Consider the following 19739-nt stretch of genomic DNA (forward strand, 5'->3'; position numbering starts at 1 on the left):
ACGCGTGGGCTCGGGATTGAGCGAAGCGACCTCGCGCGAGCTGCTGGCCGCGTTCGAAGGCCTCGAGCGACCGGACGCGCCTTTCGCCGACGCGCCGAAGCCGCGCCCGGGCGAGCGCGTCGTATGGCTGGACCCCCAAACGATCGTGCAGGTGAAATTCGCCGAATGGACCGAGGACGGCCTGCTGCGACACCCCAGCTACCAGGGCATCCGCACCGACAAAGACCCGCGCGACGTGCAACGGGAACCCGCATCGGAACCTGACGAGCAAACCCCCGACCGATTGGAGCGCCCCATGAATTCCGACAACGAGAAGAACGGCGAGCTGCGCATCGACGGCGTTCGCATCACGAACCCCGGCAAGCTGTTGTTCGAAGACCCACCCATCACGAAGGAGGACGTGGTGCGCTACTACGCCAGCATGGCCGACCGCATGCTGCCCTACGCGTCCGGCCGCATCCTCAGCATCGTGCGATGCCCGCGCGGCGCGGATTCGGCCTGCTTCTTCAAGAAGCATCCCGGGCCTTCCACCCCGGGCGTGCGCACCGTGGACATCCCCACGAGCAGCGGCGACGAGGAGCCGTACTTCTACGTGGAGGATGCCGTCGGGCTCGTGTCGGAAGCGCAGATGGACACGTTGGAGTTCCATCTCTGGGGCAGCCGGGTGGACACGCTCGAACAGCCCGACATGATGGTATTCGACCTCGACCCCGACAAGGGGCTCGGCCTCGAGCAGGTGCGGCGCGGCGTGCGAGACCTGAAGGGCATCCTCGACGAGCTGGGGCTGAAGTCGTTTCTCAAGACGAGCGGCGGCAAGGGCTACCATGTGGTGCTACCGTTTCAGCCGGCAGCTTCCTGGGACGCGTTCCACGACTTCGCGCGGCGCATCGCCCAGGTGATGGCCGAGAAGTGGCCCGACCGCTACACGAGCAACGTGCGCCTGGCGAAGCGCACCGGCAAGGTGTTCATCGACTGGATGCGCAACGGGCGCGGCGCCACGAGCATCGCCCCGTACTCCCTGCGCGCCCGCAGCGGCGCGCGCGTGTCGATGCCGCTCAGCTGGGAAGAGCTGGACGAGGCGGCGCCCGACGCCTTCACGATGGACGACGCGCTCGCGCGCATCGAGGGCGACGACCCGTGGGACGGCTACTTCGACGTCGACCAGGCGCTCGAGTAGCGAGGGGCTACACGCGCAGCGAGCCGCTGGAAAAGCCGTTATCGAACGGGCACCAAGCTACATCGACCCGAGGCTCCATTCGAGGCTGCCGAGTACCCATGCGATGCCTTACCGAACCCGTCTGCGTTTTCCATCCATTCTCATCAGTCAAGCGAAGTTCTTCTAAGTGCCCTTATTTGTTCTAGAGTGTAAGGTTTCCCCGCTTTTCTATGCACCATTTTGTGACAGTTGGGACATAGCGGGACAAGATCCTTAATCGGATCTATCTCGCGTTCCCCTTTCGATAGGCTCAATGGTTCGAGATGATGCACCTCGATTACTCCCGAGAATTCTTCCCCGAACTCCTTGCCAAAGTCTATGCCACAAATTGAGCATTTGCATCCATAGTGTCGCAAGCACGCTCTTCGCGCTTGCGGTGATCTTTCGTAAGCTACGGATCTCCTCTCCACCATCCTCCCTTCGCGATGGCGAACCCCTTTGTCGTAGTCTTCGATCTCATCCTCGATGCGTTCGACCTGCCTCTTTTTGGAGACATTCCTACCGCATGCGCTGCCACTAACCTTCGCCTCCCGCAAGATTGCACGCACGCCCATTTCAGCCGCCACTGCCTCAAAACGAGAAACATCATCGACGCCCGCTCGAAGGTAATAACATGGACGATAAGAATCGAGATAGTACAGCAAATTGCAGAGCGCTAATTCCACAAATCTCGAAGCATTTAGTCTGGAAGTCGCATTTACAAGCCCTTTCGAATAGAACCCCTTTGGAAACAACCATTTCGAGCTGTGATACCAAGGCAAAGAGTAGCTCAACCGGTCCGACTCGCTCCTATGGCACTCTTCTATTTTTTGAAGAAACCGGTAGTTCCATCCTCGCCAATGCTCGGGCAGCTTGCCCAAAAACTGCTCCGCAGTGGCGATCAGCGCAATAGAAGCGAATGCTTTTTCGTCTAGATTGTTCTCCATAAGCAAATTCAAAGTTTCCAAAGAAGCCTTGGGTGCTTGCGCAACATGGGCAGTATATTTCCCAAAGCTATAACTGATCGTACGCTTTTTGGGTTTTACGGGTTCTGCCAATTTGGCCACAGGAAGCCAATCGAAGCCCTGACAAGGCTCTACCCCCTCCTCCGCAAACGACTCCAAAATGACAATCTCTTTGAATGAAAGATCTGCTCCCTTTTCATAAGACGACTCATTCCAAAGATCGATCAAATTCGACCAAGATAGTTCGAAAGATGACGACTGCTGCATTCTTGGCTCCTTTTCCTCTCCGTGAAGTATTATAAAGACAGTCAGAGACAATGTTTCGTTTGAGAGGGTAACCATGTACTATGTCGCGCTGTTTGAGCACACCGAATATGGCAATGCTTTATCCGACGAAAAAGAAGCTCGCGATGATGGAGTTGCCATCTTTCAAGCAATCGTCAAGGCGAAAGACATAGATACTGCCGAGAAGAAGTTTCGGGAAATGCTGTTGCAGCTGCGCAATAACTCCGATATCTTTTACGATGTCGATGAGATATTCCTTCACTCAATCGCCGAGATAGGCTCCTTCCCTAACCATGCGATCCCTCTTCAATGGATAAGCTTTCGCCTTTTCGGGAGCAATCATGCTTCATTATCTACCATCTTGAGCGACGAAAATAATTCATGTATCAATTATTACGACTTCGAAAGCGACGAAGATGACGATCAGCCTGATTTAGTAAAGCCCTTTATTGATTTCGAGAAAGAAAGACGACCCAACGACCCTTTGTACAAAAGCTTATTGCGACGAAAAAACCGCGGTGAGGAACTAAGCCTAGCCGACCTTTCCGACGGTGACCTTTACACGCTTTTCGTCATCGAAGATCATCTCAATAGCGAGATCGCTTCCTTGTTCAATGCAAATCCATCCACCGTAGCATCAAGACGAAAAAGAATCGGTGCAACCATGGACGAGGCTGTAGAACACAAAATGCTGAACGATCCCGATTTTATTGAATACGCCACGAAGCTAATAGAAAACATAAACGAATAGCACTGAAGGCGATACAGACGGGCATTCGCCGAAGATTGCGGATTACCCCCCCCCCGAGGCACTTAAGGTGGCAGGATTCCAACCACCTTAATACGTCTTTCGCCCTCGACATGATTGATTGATAGTGAATTTTATAAAACTTGTAGAATTTACTACCACATGCTACCATCAACCATATGGAAGACTTCGTCAACATACTCGAACGAGCCTTCGGCTCGGGCCGCCCTATCCTCCTCGACGAGATACGGGGAGCATTCCCCGGCATGTCCGAGGCAACGCTCTACCGCCGCCTCCGCAACGCCGTGGCCTCTTCGAGGCTGGCAAAGCCCCGCAAGGGCGTCTATTACATCCCCATTGAAACGCGATTCGGCCCGTCTACGCTTAGCGATGCGAAGATACTCGAAAAGAAGTACCTGACGGACGGCTGCGAAGTATACGGCTATGTCACCGGTCTGGCCCTCGAAAACCAGATCGGCATCTCGAACCAGGTTCCCGGCACGCTCGAGATCGTCACCAACCGCGAGTCCACCCGATCGCGCAGGATCGAGCCGTACGGAGGCTACCGCGAGATCACCCTGCGCCGTCCCAAGATCCCCGTGAACGCTGGCAACGTCGAGGCGCTGCAGCTGCTCGACATCTTGACCTACGCGCCCGTCAACCGTCTCGCCCCAGACGAGCTCGCACGGCTCAAGGAGTTCGCCTCGAAGGTGGACAGGCAAAAGGTGGTAGAATGCGCGAAACGCTATCCGGGTAAAACAGCCTTGAGGCTCCTCGAAAGCGAGGCGAACGGTGTACTTGCATGAAAACCAGAAAGAATGGGACGAGCTCGTCGCAAGAGCCGCGAAGCGCTACGCTCTCGCTGAAGCGTTCGTCATCAAGGACTACTTCATATTCTTGGCGCTGAAACTCATCACGCAAGAGTATCCGGAGATCGTGTTCAAAGGAGGCACCTGCCTCTCGAAATGCCACAACGCCATCGCGCGGTTCTCGGAAGACGTCGACCTCGGCCTGGAGGTCGAGCACGCGACCGAAGGGCAGCGCAAGCGCATGAAGCTCGCGGTCACGCGCGCTGCAGAAAAGATGGGGCTCGCCGTCTCCAACCTTGACGAAACCCGAAGCCGGCGCGAGTTCAACAAGTACCTCGTACCGCTTCCAACGATCGCTGGCGGATTCGGCAACGACGCTCTGATAATCGAGACGGCGGTCATGACCCCGGCATCCCCGGCGGTCACAAAGGCCGTCGACAGCTACCTGTACCGCCTTTGTATTGACGAAGGCTTTCACGATGTCGTCTCAGAGTACGGACTCGAACCGTTCGAGCTCTTGGCGAACTCCATCGAACGAACCTTCGTCGATAAAATATTCGCACTGTGCGACTACTACCTGGCAGGCCCGATCCCGCCTCGGCAATCGAGGCATATCTACGACCTCAACAAGCTCTCATCCGTCGTGTCCTTCGACGAAACCCTCGCTGTCCTTTTCGATAAGGTGCGCCTGCAGCGCAAGAGTTCGCATGGATGCTTCTCCGCACAAGACGACGTGGATATCCCGTCCGTCCTGGAAGCAATGATAAAAGAAGATGCGTACCGCGACGATTACGAGAACGTAACCGCGCACTTGCTATTCGAAGCCGTACCCTATGAGGCGGCAGCAAGATCTATTCTGTTGATCGCTGAGTTCGCACGTACTATCAGCGTACATTGAGCAACCCAATAATGTAGCCAGAAACGCTTGCGAGATCGACCCGTCACCTTATGCAGCAAATCGATTCCCAGAATCCAACGTTGAGCCGACACATAACCCGCCAGGATCGGTGCAGCGGTATGCCGATATTGGCTTAGCAGCGGATCTTGGAATAAAAGAAAGATGGTCGGGATGACAGGATTCGAACCTGCGACATCCTGCTCCCAAAGCAGGCGCGCTACCAAACTGCGCCACATCCCGACGCAAAACAGCACAAGCCAGTATACCAGAAGTCTCGCGAACGCGAAGCAGGGCGAAAGGCTACTTCTCCAGCTTCGCGCGCAGCTCACGGAGGGCGTTGCCGCGATGGGACACGGCGTTCTTCTCCTCGGGCAAAGCCTCGGCCAGGGTGCGGCCGTCTTCGAACACGTCGGGAAGGAATAGCGGGTCGTACCCGAAGCCGTGATCGCCGCGCTCCTCGCGGCCGATGCGTCCCTCTATCGTGCCGCGCGCGACCGTCTCGGCGCCGTCTTCGTCGATGAACACGAGCGTGCACACGAAGCGACCCGTGCGCTTCTCGTCGGGTACGTCGGCCAATTCAGCAAGCAGCTTGGCGTTGTTCGCCGCGTCGTCGCACGGCTCGCCCGCGTAGCGCGCCGAGTGCACGCCGGGCGCACCGTCCAGCGCGTCCACGGCAAGCCCCGAGTCGTCCGCGAGCACGGCCAAGCCGCCGCTGGCCGCACGAGCGGCCTGCGCCTTGATGCGCGCGTTGCCTTCGAACGTATCGGCGTCCTCGGCCGGGTCGGAGTCCAGCCCCAGCTGGCGCAGCGTGCGGAACTCCCAACCGGGAAACGCAAGCGCCGTGGCTATCTCCTCAGCCTTGTGCGCGTTGTTGCTGGCGATGACGATAGTCTTCATACGGTGAAGCTCCTTCTCCTTGAACGGTTGCGTTACGAGGGGAACGCGACGCGTCCGACCCGGTCGATGTCGGTGCGGAACACGCGCGCGCCGAAGCTGCGGAATTCCTCCACGTCCTCCCCCGTCGTGTAGAAGTCGTAGCTCGGCTCGTGATCTTCCGAGGCCAGCGCGCCGCGGCGCGAAAGGATATGCGCCACGTCGTGAGCCGCCTCCTGCGCCGACGAGATCAGCGTGACCTCGCGTCCCACCACGCCGCCGATAAGCGCCTTGAGCAGCGGGAAGTGCGTGCACCCCAGCACGAGCGTGTCGATGTCGCAGCGGCGCAGCGGCTCAAGGTACTCGCGGGCGATCTCCTGGAACGCGGGACGGATGTACACGGTGGACACGAGGGAGGTGAAATCCTCGATGGGGCCCTCGGCCATGCGCAGGCCCTGCTCGGCTATCTCCACGAAACGCGGCGTGGCCGTGGAGAACACGGTAATGCCGGCGTCGAGGTGGCGGATTGCCTTGGTGTAGGCGTCCGACTCCACCGTGGCCTTCGTGGCGATCACGCCCACGCGGCGGTTCTTCGTGGCATGGGCCGCGGCGCGGGCGCCCGGCTCCACCACGCCGATGACCGGCACGGGAAACGTCCGCTGCGCATGCGCCAGGCCGGCCGCCGTGGCCGTGTTGCACGCGATGACGACGAGCTTCACCCCGCGCTCGACCAGCCACGCGCCGATCTGCTGCACGAAGCCGTCGACCTCGTCCAAGCTGCGCGGCCCGTAGGGGCAGCGTGCCGAATCTCCCAGGTAGACGATGGATTCGCGCGGCAGCTCCTTGGCGATCTCGCGCGCCACGGTAAGGCCGCCGAACCCCGAGTCGAACACGCCGATGGGCGCGTTGTCGAAGCGCGGCGCATCCGCGCCTTCGAGCGGCTCTATCGTTGTCTCGTTGGTATCCATCGCCCCAGTATACCGCAGGGTTCGTTCGTTGTTTGCAATCGATACCGGCCGGTCATAGTTTCTGCTAACCTGGTTCACGAGCGAAAGAAGCAAGACGAGAAACGAGGCGAGGCTCATGAAAGTTCTGCTGGTCAACGGGAGTCCGAACGAGAAGCGCTGCACCTACACCGCGCTGTCCGAAGTAGCCGGCGCGCTGGAAGCGCAAGGCGTCGACACCGAGATCGCCTGGATCGGGCGCGACCCCGTTCGCGGCTGCCTGGGCTGCGGCGGTTGCTCCAAGCGCGGCGACAACCGCTGCATCTTCGACGACGACGTGGCGAACGGGCTCATCGAGAAGGCAGTGGAAGCCGACGGCCTCGTCGTCGGCACGCCGGTGTTCTACGCGGGAGCGAACGGCGCCCTGCTGGCCGTGCTCGACCGCCTGTTCTACGCCGCCTCGGCACGGCTGCGCTTCAAGCCCGCTGCCGCCGTCGCCTCCGCGCGCCGCGCCGGCACTACGCCCGCCATCGACCAGATCAACAAGTATTTCCAGATCAACTGCATGCCGGTGGTATCGTCCAACTACTGGCCCATGGTGCACGGCCGAAGCGTCGAAGACGTACGGCAGGATGCCGAGGGTCTGCAGATCATGCGCGTGCTGGGCACGAACATGGCCTGGATGTTGCAGGCGACGTCCGCTGTGCCTGCGCCGAACGTCGAGCAGAAGATCATGACGAGCTTCATCCGCTAGCGCGAACGCGAGAAAGCCATGTCCAAAGAACACGACCGCAAGACGAACGCCATGCGCGTGCTCGATGCGGCGGGAACGCCGTACGAAGCGCGCTTCTTCGACTGCCCCGAGGCCGTCTCGGGCGTGGAAGTGGCGCGCATACTGGAACTCGATCCGGACACCGTGTTCAAGACGCTGGTCACGCGCGGCAAATCGGGCGAGCATTACGTGTTCATGATCCCCGTAGCCTGCGAGCTGGATCTCAAGAAGGCGGCAAACGTCGTGAACGAAAAAGCCGTGGCGATGATCCGCTCGCGCGAGCTGCTGCCCTTGACCGGCTACGTACACGGGGGCTGCTCGCCTCTCGGCATGAAAAAGGCCTTCCCCACCGCCATCGACGAGACATGCCAGCTGCATGAGCGCATCGCATTCTCGGGCGGCCGCATCGGATGCCAGATCGAGATGACGCCTGACGACCTGGCGCGCGCGGTGCCCCTCGCCGTGGCCGATCTCACCGTGGTGTGAAAACGCCTGAACGCTAATCATTCCTATTCGCGACGAAAAACGGGCCCGCTCGATGCGGGCCCGTTGCGTAGGATCGGAGCGCTGCTTTACCAGTGCGACACAACCGTGTCGCCCGACGACAGCATGCCGTAGAGCTCGGCTGCCTTCGACGGCGGCAGGTTCACGCAGCCATGGCTGCCTACGCCGTCGGCGTACAGCGTTCCGCCAAACGCAGGCTGCCAATCGGCGTCGTGGAACCCAATGTAGTTGCCAACGAACGGCATCCAGTACTGCACCTCGGTCTCGTAGATCTTCTCGTTGCCGTTGTAGCCGATTAACTTCGACGGACTCTGCTTGGCGTTCACCATGTAGACGCCCGTCGGCGTGTCGTGCTCGCCGTCAGGCTTGCCGGTGATGATGTCGGACTCCCAGATAACGGCACCCGACGCGTCGTACAAGCGCGCATGCTGCTCGGACAGGTCGACGTCCATGTAACGAGCGCCCCAATCCCGGCTGCCCGCGCCGTTGTACGCGTCGCCCGTCTGCGTGCACGGGATGTCCACCGTGTTCGCGGCGCCGTTCGCCACGCCGTCCTTCACCAAGGCGAGCAGGGCGTCCTTGTCCACTTCCCACCCGTACGTGCCGCCGGCCACCGTGACCACCTTGCCGTCAGACCGTGTGTAGGTGCGCTGCGTGCCGACGGTGTTGCAGGCGGCCGCCAGCTCGTCGACCCAAGCCGTCAGCGCGCCTTCATCGAGCGTGACCGCCAGCTCGTCGTCGAGCGAAACCCATTGGGAGATCAGGCTCGCGTCCACGGTTCCGGCGACTGTACCGGCCATGAGCAGCTCAAGATCGGCTTTGATCATGGTGTTCGCCGAGTCAGCTGCAGAAGTGAGCTTCGGATCGGTGGACAGCACCGTCGGCTTCAGCAGCTGTTCGGAAGTGAGCTTCACGTGCGGATCGAGATCGGCCACCGCTTCATCGGCGGCTTTGATCACCGCGTCGGCATCGAGCGCCGTGCCCACGGCTTCGGGCTTGATGACGAAGGAGGCCTGCGCATCGTCGAAGCCGATCGTCGCGTTCACAGGCTGCGCAGCTCCTTCGTTGAACGCTGCGACCGCAGAACGGATTACGTCTTCCAGACCGGTGCCGTTGTACGTGGCCACGAGCTTGGCCGTCTCGTCGTGGTCTTTCTGCAGTTCGAACGGCCATGCCCACGGGTTCATGTCGGAAAGCATGTCGCGTACTACCTTGCCCTCGTCGATGGACAGGCCCGCATCGCTGGCCGTGAGCTTGAGCGAGAATCCCTGGCCGTCGATGGACAAGGCATAGTCCTTGATGGAATCGACCAGCACTTTCTCGGCATCTCCCGCGCTCATGAGCGACACGTTGATGTCGCCGATGTTCGAATTCGGCATGAAGCGGTCGGTGAAGTACAACGCTACGCCCGCATACGCGATCAGAAGCAGTGCAATGATCGCGCCGAACGTTATGCCGAGGATCTTCAAGGGCTTGCGCTTGCGCTCGACGGCGAACGCCTGAGCCGTATCGACCGGGCGCATGGGATCGAGCGGCTTGAACACCTGGTCGGTTGCATAGCGCATCGGAGGCTCCTGCCCCGAGGCGGGTCGCGACGGCGAAGCGGTCGGCGGCATGGCGGCCGTAGGCTGCACGGGAGGGACGACGGGTTTCGGTCGCGTTTGCGGAAGAGGCCCGCTGCTCGCGCCATCGTTGCGATGAGCGCCGGCGGCGTGACGACCGCGCGACGGCTTGTCAGACTTGTTTTCGCTCATAATCACTCTCAAACGTCTCGGTCTTCCGTCCATTGTAGCAAGTCGGGGGTAATTCTCCTGTAACAAAACGGTTCGCTTTCCGACCGGGCTGCGATTGTCACAATTTCGACATGGGGCGTGCACGAGGCGTCCGCAAGCTCCACCGCGATGCCGCAGCCATCGCTTCGTTCACGGCCTCACGATCATCCTTGACAAACGCCGGCCTGCGGATAGAATAGATGTTCGCGGCAAAGCCGCGGGAACATTGACAAGGTGGGCCTTCGACCCCGCACTTCTTCTGGGGGCGACTGGTTTCGACATGGTACGTTTGAAATGAGGAGCAGGTCGTGGTCTCCTCGCCACGTTAAACAGGGGTACCGTCAATTTAATTGGCAAGAACAACACTCAGAGCGCTCCGGCGCTCGCCATGGCTGCTTAATAGCGCCTGGCTGTCGGCCTTGGGACTTCCCCGCCCCTCGGTCCGGCATCAACCTAGGGGAATGCGCTTGAGCACGTAGCCGGTATGGCTCAGGCAAAGATCGAACCGGCTAGGGTGCGTCTCGCTTGTCCGCGGGCCGGCCGCATCCGAATCCCGACCACGGACTAAGCTTGTAGAGCCTCATGGAGAAGGTAGTATGGACCGGAGTTCGATTCTCCGCGCCTCCACCACTGACGACAGGAGCCCCGTCGGCGCGCAGCCGGCGGGGCTCCTTTGCGTTTCCTAGGCTGCGTCAGGCTACTTCTTCAAAAAAGACGTGAAGTCGAGCGCGCTCTTGATGTCGTCGAAGGCGCCCTTGAGCTCGGCCGCCACGGCGATGCCGTCCTTGTAGATGGCGTTCATATCGTTCGTGGCCTCGGCCACACCTTCCTTCGTGATGCCCAGATCGTAGGGGTTGTCCTCTTCTTCGGCTTCTTCCTCGTCCTCTTCGACGTAGTAGTACTCCGCCTCTTCGCCGTCCTCCATGAGCACGAAGCCGATGACGTCGCCGTCCTCGTCCTCGATGTAGCGCACGATGTCGTCATCGTCGAGCTCGAGCTCCACCAGTTCGTAGCCGTCGTCCTCGGCGCTCGGCTCGATGATGACCACGTCCTGCACGTCGTCGTCTTGGCCGTCCTCCAGCTCTTCGAGGGCGTTCGCCTCGTCGACCTCAGGCACGGAGCCGGCGGTCGCGTCGCCGTCCTCGTTCAGCGCATCGGCATCGTAGCTGTCGAGCGAGCCGTTCTCGTAGAGCTGCGCCTCCTCGTCGGCCTCGTCGCCGTCGACGATATGGAAGCCCTCCTCGGACAGGTCGATGCCCGCCGCCTGCGACGCGACGGCCGCCAGGCCCCCGTCCTCGCCGTCGAGCGACGTCTCGCCCTCTCCGTCGGGGCCTTCCTCGGCGAAGAAGCCCTCGTAGGCTTCCTCGAGGTCGGTCTCGTCGTCGGAAGGATCGAACTCCTCGTCGTTTTGGAACTCTTCGACGTCCTCGAGTTCGGTCTCCTGGTCGATCTGCTCGGCTTCCGTCTCGGCGCCGTCCTCGATGGTTTCCAGTTCCTCGTCCAAGCCCATGATGGCCTCCTTCGCGTGGTTCGCACGTCGGCGCAAAGCGCGGCGTGGTTCGTCGTTGCAGCTTAGTAGCGGCTGCGTTCCTTCAGCGCGCGCTCCACCTCGCGGCGGGAATCGCGCGCCGCCATGGTAGCGCGCTTGTCGTAGAGCTTCTTGCCGCGCGCCACGGCCAGCTCCACCTTCACGAGCGAGTTGTCCTTGAAGTACATCTTCACGGGCACGAGCGCCATGCCCTTCTCCTTGACCTGCTCCTGCAGCTGGCGGATCTGCTTCTTGTGCAGCAGCAGCTTGCGCTTGCGGTCGGGATCGGGATTGGCGATGTTGCCGTTGAGGTACGGCGGGATGTGCACGTTGTGCAGCCACACCTCGCCGTCTCGGATGAGTGCGAAGCAGTCGGTGAGCTGGCAGTGGTTGTCGCGCAGCGAGCGCACCTCGGTGCCCGTCAGCTCGATGCCCGCCTCCAGCGTCTCGAGGATCTCGTACTCGTGGAACGCCTTCTTGTTCTTGGCGATGGTCTTCTCTTCGCGTTTCACGGCCGTACCTACTCCACGCCCGTCTCGTCGAACTGCATCTGCGCAGCGGACTCGGCGCCAGCGCCGTCGCCCTCGGTCACCGCGTCGCCCATGCCCGGCACGAAGCAGGCGTCCTCGTCCAGGTCGCGCGCGAAACGGGCGAGCAGCTTCACCGTTGCGTCGAGGTCGTCGAGGCTGACCACCTCGGTGGGCGTATGCATGTAGCGCAGGGGCACCGACACGAGGCCGGTGGGGACGCCTCCGCGGGAGATCTGGATGGAACGGGCGTCGGTGCCGGTGACGCCGGGCTCGGCCTCGATCTGGTACGGCAGACCCTCGGCCTCGGCCGCCGCCACGAGGCGCTCGAACACAGCCGGGTTGATGTTGGGGCCGCGCGCGATAACGGGACCCTCGCCGCAGACGATCTTTCCGTACTTCGTCTTGTCGATGCCGGGATAGTCGGTGGCGTGCGTCACGTCGAACGCGATGGCCACATCGGGGTCTAGGCCGTACGCGGACGTAATGGCGCCACGCGTGCCGATCTCCTCCTGAACGGTGGCGGCCACGATGAAGTCGCCGGGCGCGCGGCCCTCCTTAGCGAGCGTCTCCAGCACGCGCACGGCGACCCACACGCCCGCCTTGTCGTCGAAGGCGCGCGAGACAGCCATGTTCTTGCCGAAGCGCTCGAAGCCCACGCCGAAGGTGATGACGTCGCCCACCATGACGAGCTTCTTCACACGCTTCGCCGGCATGCCGAGGTCGATGACCAGCTTGTCGATGGGCGTGACGTTCTTGCGCTCGTCGGGCTCGATGAGGTGGATGGGCTTGCGGCCCACCACGCCGCGCAGCGGCTCGAAGGAGTTCGACGCGTGCACGTCCACGCGCATGCCCGGGAGGATGGCCGCGTCCACGCCGCCGACGGACGACACGGACAGGAAGCCCTCGTCGGAGATGTACGTGACCATGAGGCCGATCTCGTCCATGTGGGCCGACAGCATGAGCGACGGGGCCACGCCCGTGCCCGACAGGCGGGCATGGACCGAGCCCATGACGTCGGTCTGGATCTCGTCGGCCGTGCCGGCCAGGCGCTCGCGCACCAGTTCGGCCACGGCGATCTCGGTGCCGGTGGCCGACGGGGTCTCGAGCAGTTGCTTGAGGAATTTCACCTGCTTGTTCTTCATAAATGCTCCCTGTTCTGGGCGAGGCCGCGCGCAGGCGCGGCGCGTTCGTTCGGTATGGGAACCAGTATAGCCCTTGCATCGTCCGAGCAGCCACCTCATCGCGGTGATGAAGCGAGGCCGTCACCGGAGTACCATGAAGCGTCCGGCGCCGACGGCGGGCGTTGCGGGCCTACCAGTACTCTTTCTTCTTCGCGCGCTTGCGCTCGGGCTTCGGCGGGCGGAAGTCCAGCGCCAGTTGGCCGTCCTGCGAGGCGACGGACGCTTTCTTCCGCTCCACGCTGTCGATGGTCCACGACACGGCGTCCTTGCCGTACAGCTCCAGCATCTTGAGGCGCGCGTCGCGCAGGTTCCCCTTCGTGTTGGCGCGCGAGTCGCTTTCGAACTCGAAGAGCCCCGTGCCTCGCACGTCAGCAGCCGCGGGAGAGATGTAATGGGCGATGTAGGTCTGCATATCCTTCCTTCGACGGTCGTGGTTTTCGCACTGTTCGCATGATACCCCAAGGCGACGGCCGCCGCTGCGCAACGCGCGAGAAAAAGGCGCGTTCACGGCCGCCTGACGGCAGCGAAACAAGGGCGCAACCGCTTCGGGGAAGCGGCGGCGCCTTCCCTACAATGGCAGAAAAGACAGCAAAGGTGGACTTCCATGCCAAACACTCACAGCACCGCGGCGACCCTTCTGCGCGACACGCCGCTCCCCTTACCCCTCGCGCGCATCGACCGCCCCCGGGAAGAGAGCGCGGCAGCTCGGCGCGCGCAGCATGACGCGCGCAGCGTCGTCGCGCCCGAGGCCGGGCGGCTGATCATCGTGTCGAACCGGCTGCCCTACCGTTTCGAAGACGACGGCGAAGGCGGCTTCGAGCTCGAGCGCAGCGTGGGCGGCCTGGCCACGGGCCTGGGCCCCTTGCACGAGCAGGACGGCAACCTCTGGATCGGCTGGGCCGACGCGGATGCGGGCATGGACGACGACGAGCGCGCCCGGCTGGCCGCGGCGTTCGACGAGCGCGATTGCCGCGCGGTGTTCTTGGACGACCGCGACGCCGAAGCCTACTACGAGGGCTTCTCCAACTCGGCCATCTGGCCGCTGTTCCACGGGTTCCCCCAGTTCACCCGCTTCGACGAGGAAGAATGGGAGGCATACCGGCGCGTGAACGAACGGTTCTGCGAGGCAGCACTGGCAGAAGCGCGCCCGGGCGACACGCTGTGGATCCAGGACTACCACCTCATGCTGCTGCCGTCGATGCTGCGAGAGGCACTGCCGGATGCGTCCATCGGGTTCTTCCTGCACATCCCCTTCCCCGACTACGAGACGTTCCGCACGCTGCCGTGGCGCGACGAGATCGTCCGCGGCGTGCTGGGAGCCGACCTCATCGGCTTCCATGCCTACGACTACGTGCGCCATTTCCTGTCCAGCTGCCGGCGCGTGGCGGGCATCGAGAACACGAGCGGCACGCTCACGGTTGACGGACGCGTGGTGCAGGTGGACGCCTTCCCGCTCGGCATCGACTACGCGCGCTTCCGCGACGCCGCACGCACACCGGAAGTGCAAGCAGCAGTGGAAACGCTCGCGGCCGAGAAGGGACACGAAGGTTGCAAGGTGATGCTGTCGGTGGAACGGCTGGACTACTCGAAGGGCATTCCCGAGCGGCTGGACGCCTTCGACGCGTTCCTCGACAAGCACCCCGAGTGGAAGGGTCGCGTGGTGCTCATGCTGGTCACCGTGCCGTCGCGCGAGAACGTGGCGTCGTACCGCGCGCTCAAGAAGCGCATCGACGAGCTGGTGGGCCAGGTGAACGGCAAACACTCAACGATGGACTGGACGCCTGTGGACTACTACTACCGCTCGTTGCCGTTCGAGCAGCTGGTCAGCCTGTACGCCGCGAGCGACGTGATGCTGGTCACCCCGCTGCGCGACGGCATGAACCTCGTATGCAAGGAGTACCTGGCCTGCCACGACGGCGACGGAGGCGTGCTGGTGCTGTCGGAGATGGCCGGCGCGTCCTACGAGCTGCACGAGGCTCTGTGCGTGAACCCGTTCGACCGCGCGGGCATCGCCCGTGCCATGCAGGAGGCGCTCACCATGCCACCCGACGAGCAGCGCAAGCGCAACGCACCCATGCAACAGCGCCTGGCACGCTACACGTCGAAGAAGTGGGCGCGCGAGTTCCTCGATGCCGTGGCCGACGTGAAGCGCCGCCAGGCGGGCATGAGCGCGCATCTGCTGGGCCCCACGTCGGCCGGCCGGCTGCTGGAGGCGTACCGCCGCGCGGATCGGCGCGCGCTGCTGCTGGACTACGACGGCACGCTCATGCCCTTCTCGGACGACCCCGCGCGCGTCGCGCCCGACGAACGGCTGCTGGACGTGCTGGCGCGCCTGGGCGGCAGCGCGGACAACGACGTGGTGGTGGTGTCGGGGCGCGACCACGCCACGCTCGAGGCATGGCTGGGCCGGCTGCCCGTCGACCTCGTGGCCGAGCACGGCGTTTGGTTCGCCGCGCAAGCGGACGGAGGCACGGCGAGCGGGCGGGCATGGACGCTGCAGGAACCGCTCGACAACAGCTGGAAGGACGCCATCCGCCCCGTGCTGGCCGACTTCGTCGACCGCACGCCCGGATCGCTGCTGGAAGAGAAGGACTACTCGCTGGTGTGGCATTACCGCATGTGCAGCCAAGAGCTGGCCGAACGGCGCGTCATCGAGATCAGATGCGCACTGGGAGACGGCCTGGCCGACCGCGGCATCGCGCTCATGGACGGCAATAAGGTGATCGAGGTGAAGCCGCGCGGCGTCGACAAGGGGCACGCGGCCCACCGCTGGTTCCGCGACCCCGCCTACGGCTTCTTGCTGGCGGCCGGCGACGACCGCACCGACGAGGACGTGTTCGAAGCCGCGCCCGACGACGCGTGGACCGTCAAGATAGGCGGCGGCCCCACCCGCGCCCGCTTCGCGCTCAAGAACAGCGCCGAGATGCGCCAGCTGCTGGAAGCGATGGCCGAAGCCGAGCCGGTCCGCTAGAACGCGCAAGAGGAGCCGCGAAGCGGGCCGACGGCCGTCGTTTCCGCCTCGACGGACGCATCGTCGCCGGTCAAAAACGCGAGCACGCGGCTCAACAGCGCTTCCAGATCGTCTTCGGAAAGCGTGCGGGAGAAGCCGCTATCGACGAGGTTCTCGAAGGCGGCGGCGTTGCGATAGCGGATGCCGTCGAGGAAGAACGCCTTGCGCCGGTCGGCACGGTCGCGCAACACGACGACGGTCTGCGACGGCAGCGCCTCGTAGGCGCGCTCGTCGAGCCCGAGCTTCTTCCCGTACCAGTCGGGCACGTTGCGCACGCCCTCGTCGGCGAAGAACGCGCGGATCTCCCCGCACCCCGCCAACGGGTACGGCGGCAGGTCGTAGCCCCGATGGCGCGCGTACGCGAATATGTAGCGGGACGCATCGCCCACCTGGGCGCGGTCGCCCAGCACGAACGACAGCAGCTCGAGCGCCCGATGAGGCCGCCACCGGTCGCCTTCGAGCTCCAACAAGCGCGCGATCCGGGAAACGACGTCGTCGCCGGCGCTTCGCAGGCTCATCGCGCCTCCCCTCCGACATCAACACCTTCCGTGTCTTCGCGCACACCCGCCGCGGGCATGAGGTCGCTCAGAACCTGCTCGAACGGCTCGCGCGCGGCACGGCGCACGAGCCGTTCTTTCTGACGGCGCGTGAGGCGCTTGAAGCGGTACTCGGCGCTCATGGCCTCGTGCTTCGTCGCGTAAGCCGCCTGCGCGAGCAGGCGCACGGGAAGGCGGCTGCGCGTGTACTTCGCGCCCGCGCCGGCGTTATGCGCGCGCACGCGTTCGGCGACGTCCACGGTGTAGCCCGTGTACCATGTGCCGTCGGCGCATTCGAGCACGTACAGGTAGAACGACGGATCGTTTTCTGCCCGGGGATCCATGCGCGCTACACGAGCACCTTGACGACGATCTTGCGCACGCAGCATGGGGCGTCGAGCGCGCATCCCGGCTTGTGGGCGTCTTCGGGTGCGAGCACGGCCACGTCGCCCGCACGCAGCACGATGGAGCTGGGACGCTCGGGTGTGCAGTACAGCCCGAAATCGGCGTCTTCGTCAAAGGGCTGTACTTTCGCGAGGCCTTCGAGCGGCGCATACTGCATGACCTCCTCGCCCGACACGACGAACTGCACGTCGTAGTAGCGGCGGTGCGCCTCCAGCTGCTTCTCCTCGGCGGGAACCGTGTCGTATTCCTGCACGTTGGCGAACACGGCGTCCCCGTCGATGTCGACGCGGCCGAGCGGGAGCGACCCGAGGTCATCCCTGTTCAAAAAAGCATACGCCTTCTGAAAACGCGCGGCGAGGTAATCGTTGCCAGCGGCATGGTCGAGGGTGGTAACCAGCATGATCGGTCCTTTCGGTACGGGTGCACGGCGCGCAAAGCGACTCGCAGTATACACCCGAGGACGTCAGCGCGGACGCAACAGAACGTTTGCGCATTCCGCTTGAAGTCTAGAAAGGGATCGTGGACGGCAGCTTGAGCAAGGCAGATAATGACCGTATCGACCCTGCGCCGAAGAGACGGCGCCGTTCATCGAAGGAGCGAGGCATGATCAACAAGTTCTGCAAGAAGCCGCTGTGGGAATGCTCGAAAACCCTGTCCGCCGTCGCCCAGGGGCTCGCGCCCGCCGAGACGGTGATCAAGGGCGCGAAGCTCGTGAACGTGTGCACGGCCGAGATCCAGGAGGACGTGGACGTGGCCATCGCCGAGGGCCGCATCGCCTACCTCGGCCGGGCAGACCACTGCATCGGCGAGGACACGCAGGTCATCGATGCGAAGGGGCAGTACATCGCGCCAGGGTTCCTCGACGGGCACATCCACGTGGAATCGTCCATGATGGGCGTGGGCGAATACGCGCGCGCCGTCGTGCCGCACGGCACCACGGGTATCTACATGGACCCGCACGAGATCTGCAACGTGCTAGGCCTCGACGGCGTGAAGGTGATGGAGGAGGACGCGCGGCGCACGCCGCTCAAGACGATGATCACCACCCCGTCGTGCGTGCCCGCCGTGCCCGGCTTCGAGGACACCGGTTCGTCCATCGGCCCGGACGACGTGGCCGAGACGATGGCATGGCCGAGCGTCGTGGGGCTCGGCGAGATGATGAACTTCCCGGGCATCCTAGGAAGCACGGACCACGCGCATGGCGAAGTGGGTGCCACGCTGGAGGCAGGCAAGATCGTGACCGGCCATTACTCCATGCCCGAGACCGACCGGGGCCTGAACGCCTACATCGCCTCGGGCGTGCGCTGCTGCCACGAGTCAACGCGCCCCGAGGACGTGTTGGCGAAGATGCGCCTCGGCATGTACGCCCAGCTGCGCTACGGCTCGGCATGGAAGGACCTGCCGGTGCTGGCCGAAGCCGTGCTGGCGAACGACATCGACACGCGCTTCGCGACGCTGGTCAGCGACGACACGCACCCGCACACGCTGGTGGCCGACGGGCACCTCGACCACATCGTGCGGGTGGCCGTCGGGCTGGGGATCGACGCGGTGACCGCCATCCAGATGGTCACCATCAACTGCGCTCAGTGCTTCCAGATGGACCACGACCTGGGCTCCATCGCGCCGGGCAAGTGCGCCGACATCGTGTTCTTGGACGATCTGGAGGACCTGAGGGTCACCCGCGTGCTGATCGACGGCGACGTGGTGGCGGAAGACGGCCGCGCCCTGTTCGACCTGCCGCCGTTCCAATTCCCCGACTGGGTTACGCACTCGATGCACCTGGGTCGCGAGCTGACGCCCGCATCGTTCGAGGTGCCCGCACCCGAAGGCGTTGCCGACGGAACCGTGCGGGTGCGCGCGATCGAGATCATCCCCGCCAAGGTCGGCACGTTCGAGGCGCATGTGGACCTGCCGGTCGTGGACGGGCGGCTTGAGTCCGACCTTCAGCAGGACGTGCTGAAGACGTTCGTGTTCGAACGCCATCACGAGACGGGCACGTGCGGCTGCGGCTTCGTGAAGGGCTTCGGCATCAAGCGCGGCGCGATGGCGTCCACCGTGGCGCACGACGCGCACAATTTGCTGGTGGTGGGCACGAACGACGAGGACATGGCCCTGGCCGCGAACACGCTGGCCGCCTGCGGCGGCGGCATGGCGGTGGTCGCCGACGGGGAGATCCTGGGGTTGGTGGAGCTTCCTATCGCCGGTTTGATGGACTCGCTCGACGCCGTAACGATGAGCGAGAAGGTACATGCTTTGGAGGGCGCATGGGCCGAGATCGGCTGCACCATGCCGTCGCCGTTCATGACGATGGCCCTGATCCCGCTAGCATGCCTGCCCGAACTGCGCCTGACGAACCGCGGCCTGGTTGACTGCACGACGTTTGAGTTCGTTGATTTGGTGGTGGAGTAGCGATCCGAAGGACGTCTGCGCCTTTCGCAACTCGGCGCAGACGTCCGACGAGCAAAACTCGGAATCAGCGAATCAATCCGCGTTCTCGATAGGAAGCGACGGCAAGGATCGGTCGCCCCTTCGTTAGGGAGCGACAGAACCTGCCGAAACGCTGCTCGATTTCAACCCGGATACCCTGCTTCTACCCGCGCGCCCGCGAGTGGTACGACCGACCACGCCTCGGCCGTACCACGACAGCTGCGCGCGACTTCAACCCGCGCGCCCGCAAGCTGAACGATGACGTGTCAGCGTTCAGCTTGCCAGCCAACCCGAACAGTTTCAACCCGCACTCCCATGCGGGGAGTGACCCGCGCGTTCTCGAGCACGGAGTACACC

19 protein-coding genes, 1 tRNA gene and 1 other RNA gene are annotated in these 19739 nt (G+C 63.2%); 9 read left to right on the forward strand and 12 right to left on the reverse strand.

Annotation, left to right across the window (positions count from 1 at the left end; all coding sequences use genetic code 11):
- A partial coding sequence (gene ligD / locus ACMO6A_RS11415; RefSeq protein WP_418471292.1) for a DNA ligase D occupies window positions 1-1177 on the forward strand: 1177 nt, incomplete at its 5' end.
- 143 nt (window positions 1178-1320) lie between these two features.
- Here ligD and ACMO6A_RS11420 read toward each other — a convergent pair.
- Entirely contained in the window at window positions 1321-2427 is a 1107-nt protein-coding gene (locus ACMO6A_RS11420; RefSeq protein WP_009608288.1) for an HNH endonuclease, read from the reverse strand.
- 73 nt (window positions 2428-2500) lie between these two features.
- Between ACMO6A_RS11420 and ACMO6A_RS11425 the strand changes: the two genes are divergently transcribed.
- From ACMO6A_RS11425 to ACMO6A_RS11435, 3 genes are all read left to right on the forward strand, one after another.
- A complete protein-coding gene (locus ACMO6A_RS11425) occupies window positions 2501-3196 on the forward strand; it encodes a hypothetical protein (RefSeq protein WP_009304180.1) in 696 nt (231 codons plus the stop codon).
- A 263-nt stretch (window positions 3197-3459) separates the two neighbouring features.
- Complete coding sequence (locus ACMO6A_RS11430) at window positions 3460-3999, forward strand: hypothetical protein (protein WP_227101028.1); 540 nt, start codon at window positions 3460-3462, stop codon at window positions 3997-3999.
- Between the two features lie 91 nt (window positions 4000-4090).
- The gene (locus tag ACMO6A_RS11435; protein ID WP_175282512.1) at window positions 4091-4900 is read left to right on the forward strand and encodes a nucleotidyl transferase AbiEii/AbiGii toxin family protein; all 810 of its coding nucleotides are present in this window, start codon (window positions 4091-4093) and stop codon (window positions 4898-4900) included.
- 163 nt (window positions 4901-5063) lie between these two features.
- On the opposite strand, the gene ACMO6A_RS11440 is transcribed toward ACMO6A_RS11435, so the two are convergent.
- The 3 genes from ACMO6A_RS11440 to murI form a co-directional block, all read right to left on the reverse strand.
- Window positions 5064-5140 (reverse strand) — tRNA-Pro (locus ACMO6A_RS11440).
- Between the two features lie 60 nt (window positions 5141-5200).
- Window positions 5201-5797 carry an RdgB/HAM1 family non-canonical purine NTP pyrophosphatase gene (gene rdgB, locus ACMO6A_RS11445; protein WP_009304177.1) on the reverse strand — a complete coding sequence of 199 codons (597 nt, stop codon included), beginning with the start codon at window positions 5795-5797 and terminating at the stop codon, window positions 5201-5203.
- A gap of 32 nt (window positions 5798-5829) precedes the next feature.
- Window positions 5830-6741 carry a glutamate racemase gene (gene murI / locus ACMO6A_RS11450; protein WP_009304176.1) on the reverse strand — a complete coding sequence of 304 codons (912 nt, stop codon included), beginning with the start codon at window positions 6739-6741 and terminating at the stop codon, window positions 5830-5832.
- A gap of 115 nt (window positions 6742-6856) precedes the next feature.
- Here murI and ACMO6A_RS11455 point away from each other — a divergent pair, with 115 nt between their 5' ends.
- On the forward strand, window positions 6857-7471 hold the full coding sequence (locus tag ACMO6A_RS11455) for a flavodoxin family protein (RefSeq protein ID WP_009304175.1): 615 nt from the start codon (window positions 6857-6859) through the stop codon (window positions 7469-7471).
- Window positions 7472-7489: 18 nt separating this feature from the next.
- Window positions 7490-7975 carry a Cys-tRNA(Pro) deacylase gene (gene ybaK, locus ACMO6A_RS11460; protein ID WP_009304174.1) on the forward strand — a complete coding sequence of 162 codons (486 nt, stop codon included), beginning with the start codon at window positions 7490-7492 and terminating at the stop codon, window positions 7973-7975.
- Window positions 7976-8061: 86 nt separating this feature from the next.
- Here ybaK and ACMO6A_RS11465 read toward each other — a convergent pair whose 3' ends face one another.
- Window positions 8062-9558 (reverse strand): L,D-transpeptidase family protein, encoded by a 1497-nt coding sequence (locus ACMO6A_RS11465; RefSeq protein WP_009304173.1) that lies wholly within the window; start codon window positions 9556-9558, stop codon window positions 8062-8064.
- A gap of 468 nt (window positions 9559-10026) precedes the next feature.
- Between ACMO6A_RS11465 and ssrA the strand changes: the two genes are divergently transcribed.
- Window positions 10027-10395, forward strand: a transfer-messenger RNA (tmRNA) gene (ssrA, locus tag ACMO6A_RS11470).
- Window positions 10396-10462: 67 nt separating this feature from the next.
- On the opposite strand, the gene ACMO6A_RS11475 is transcribed toward ssrA, so the two are convergent.
- The 4 genes from ACMO6A_RS11475 to ACMO6A_RS11490 form a co-directional block, all read right to left on the reverse strand.
- Window positions 10463-11275: a hypothetical protein gene (locus tag ACMO6A_RS11475; protein ID WP_009304172.1), complete on the reverse strand. Its 813-nt coding sequence runs from the start codon at window positions 11273-11275 to the stop codon at window positions 10463-10465.
- Between the two features lie 62 nt (window positions 11276-11337).
- A complete protein-coding gene (gene smpB, locus ACMO6A_RS11480) occupies window positions 11338-11805 on the reverse strand; it encodes an SsrA-binding protein SmpB (RefSeq protein WP_009304171.1) in 468 nt (155 codons plus the stop codon).
- A gap of 8 nt (window positions 11806-11813) precedes the next feature.
- The gene (locus tag ACMO6A_RS11485; RefSeq protein ID WP_009304170.1) at window positions 11814-12965 is read right to left on the reverse strand and encodes a M42 family metallopeptidase; all 1152 of its coding nucleotides are present in this window, start codon (window positions 12963-12965) and stop codon (window positions 11814-11816) included.
- 169 nt (window positions 12966-13134) lie between these two features.
- On the reverse strand, window positions 13135-13416 hold the full coding sequence (locus ACMO6A_RS11490; protein ID WP_009304169.1) for a hypothetical protein: 282 nt from the start codon (window positions 13414-13416) through the stop codon (window positions 13135-13137).
- 192 nt (window positions 13417-13608) lie between these two features.
- On the opposite strand from ACMO6A_RS11490, the gene ACMO6A_RS11495 reads away from it, so the two are divergent.
- Entirely contained in the window at window positions 13609-15975 is a 2367-nt protein-coding gene (locus ACMO6A_RS11495; protein WP_009304168.1) for a bifunctional alpha,alpha-trehalose-phosphate synthase (UDP-forming)/trehalose-phosphatase, read from the forward strand.
- Here the strand turns inward: ACMO6A_RS11495 and ACMO6A_RS11500 are convergent.
- From ACMO6A_RS11500 to ACMO6A_RS11510, 3 genes are read right to left on the reverse strand one after another with little or no spacing between them, the layout of a single operon-like run.
- Complete coding sequence (locus ACMO6A_RS11500) at window positions 15972-16532, reverse strand: hypothetical protein (protein ID WP_009304167.1); 561 nt, start codon at window positions 16530-16532, stop codon at window positions 15972-15974. The genes ACMO6A_RS11495 and ACMO6A_RS11500 overlap by 4 nt on opposite strands.
- Window positions 16529-16894 (reverse strand): GIY-YIG nuclease family protein, encoded by a 366-nt coding sequence (locus tag ACMO6A_RS11505; protein ID WP_009304166.1) that lies wholly within the window; start codon window positions 16892-16894, stop codon window positions 16529-16531. The genes ACMO6A_RS11500 and ACMO6A_RS11505 overlap by 4 nt, the downstream gene beginning before the upstream one ends.
- 5 nt (window positions 16895-16899) lie before the next feature.
- Complete coding sequence (locus tag ACMO6A_RS11510) at window positions 16900-17355, reverse strand: YhcH/YjgK/YiaL family protein (protein WP_009304165.1); 456 nt, start codon at window positions 17353-17355, stop codon at window positions 16900-16902.
- Window positions 17356-17558: 203 nt separating this feature from the next.
- On the opposite strand from ACMO6A_RS11510, the gene ade reads away from it, so the two are divergent.
- A complete protein-coding gene (gene ade / locus ACMO6A_RS11515; protein WP_009304164.1) occupies window positions 17559-19364 on the forward strand; it encodes an adenine deaminase in 1806 nt (601 codons plus the stop codon).
- Window positions 19365-19739: the final 375 nt, after the last annotated feature.

The organism is Eggerthella sp., from assembly GCF_048329335.1.
GTDB lineage: Bacteria > Actinomycetota > Coriobacteriia > Coriobacteriales > Eggerthellaceae > Eggerthella > Eggerthella lenta.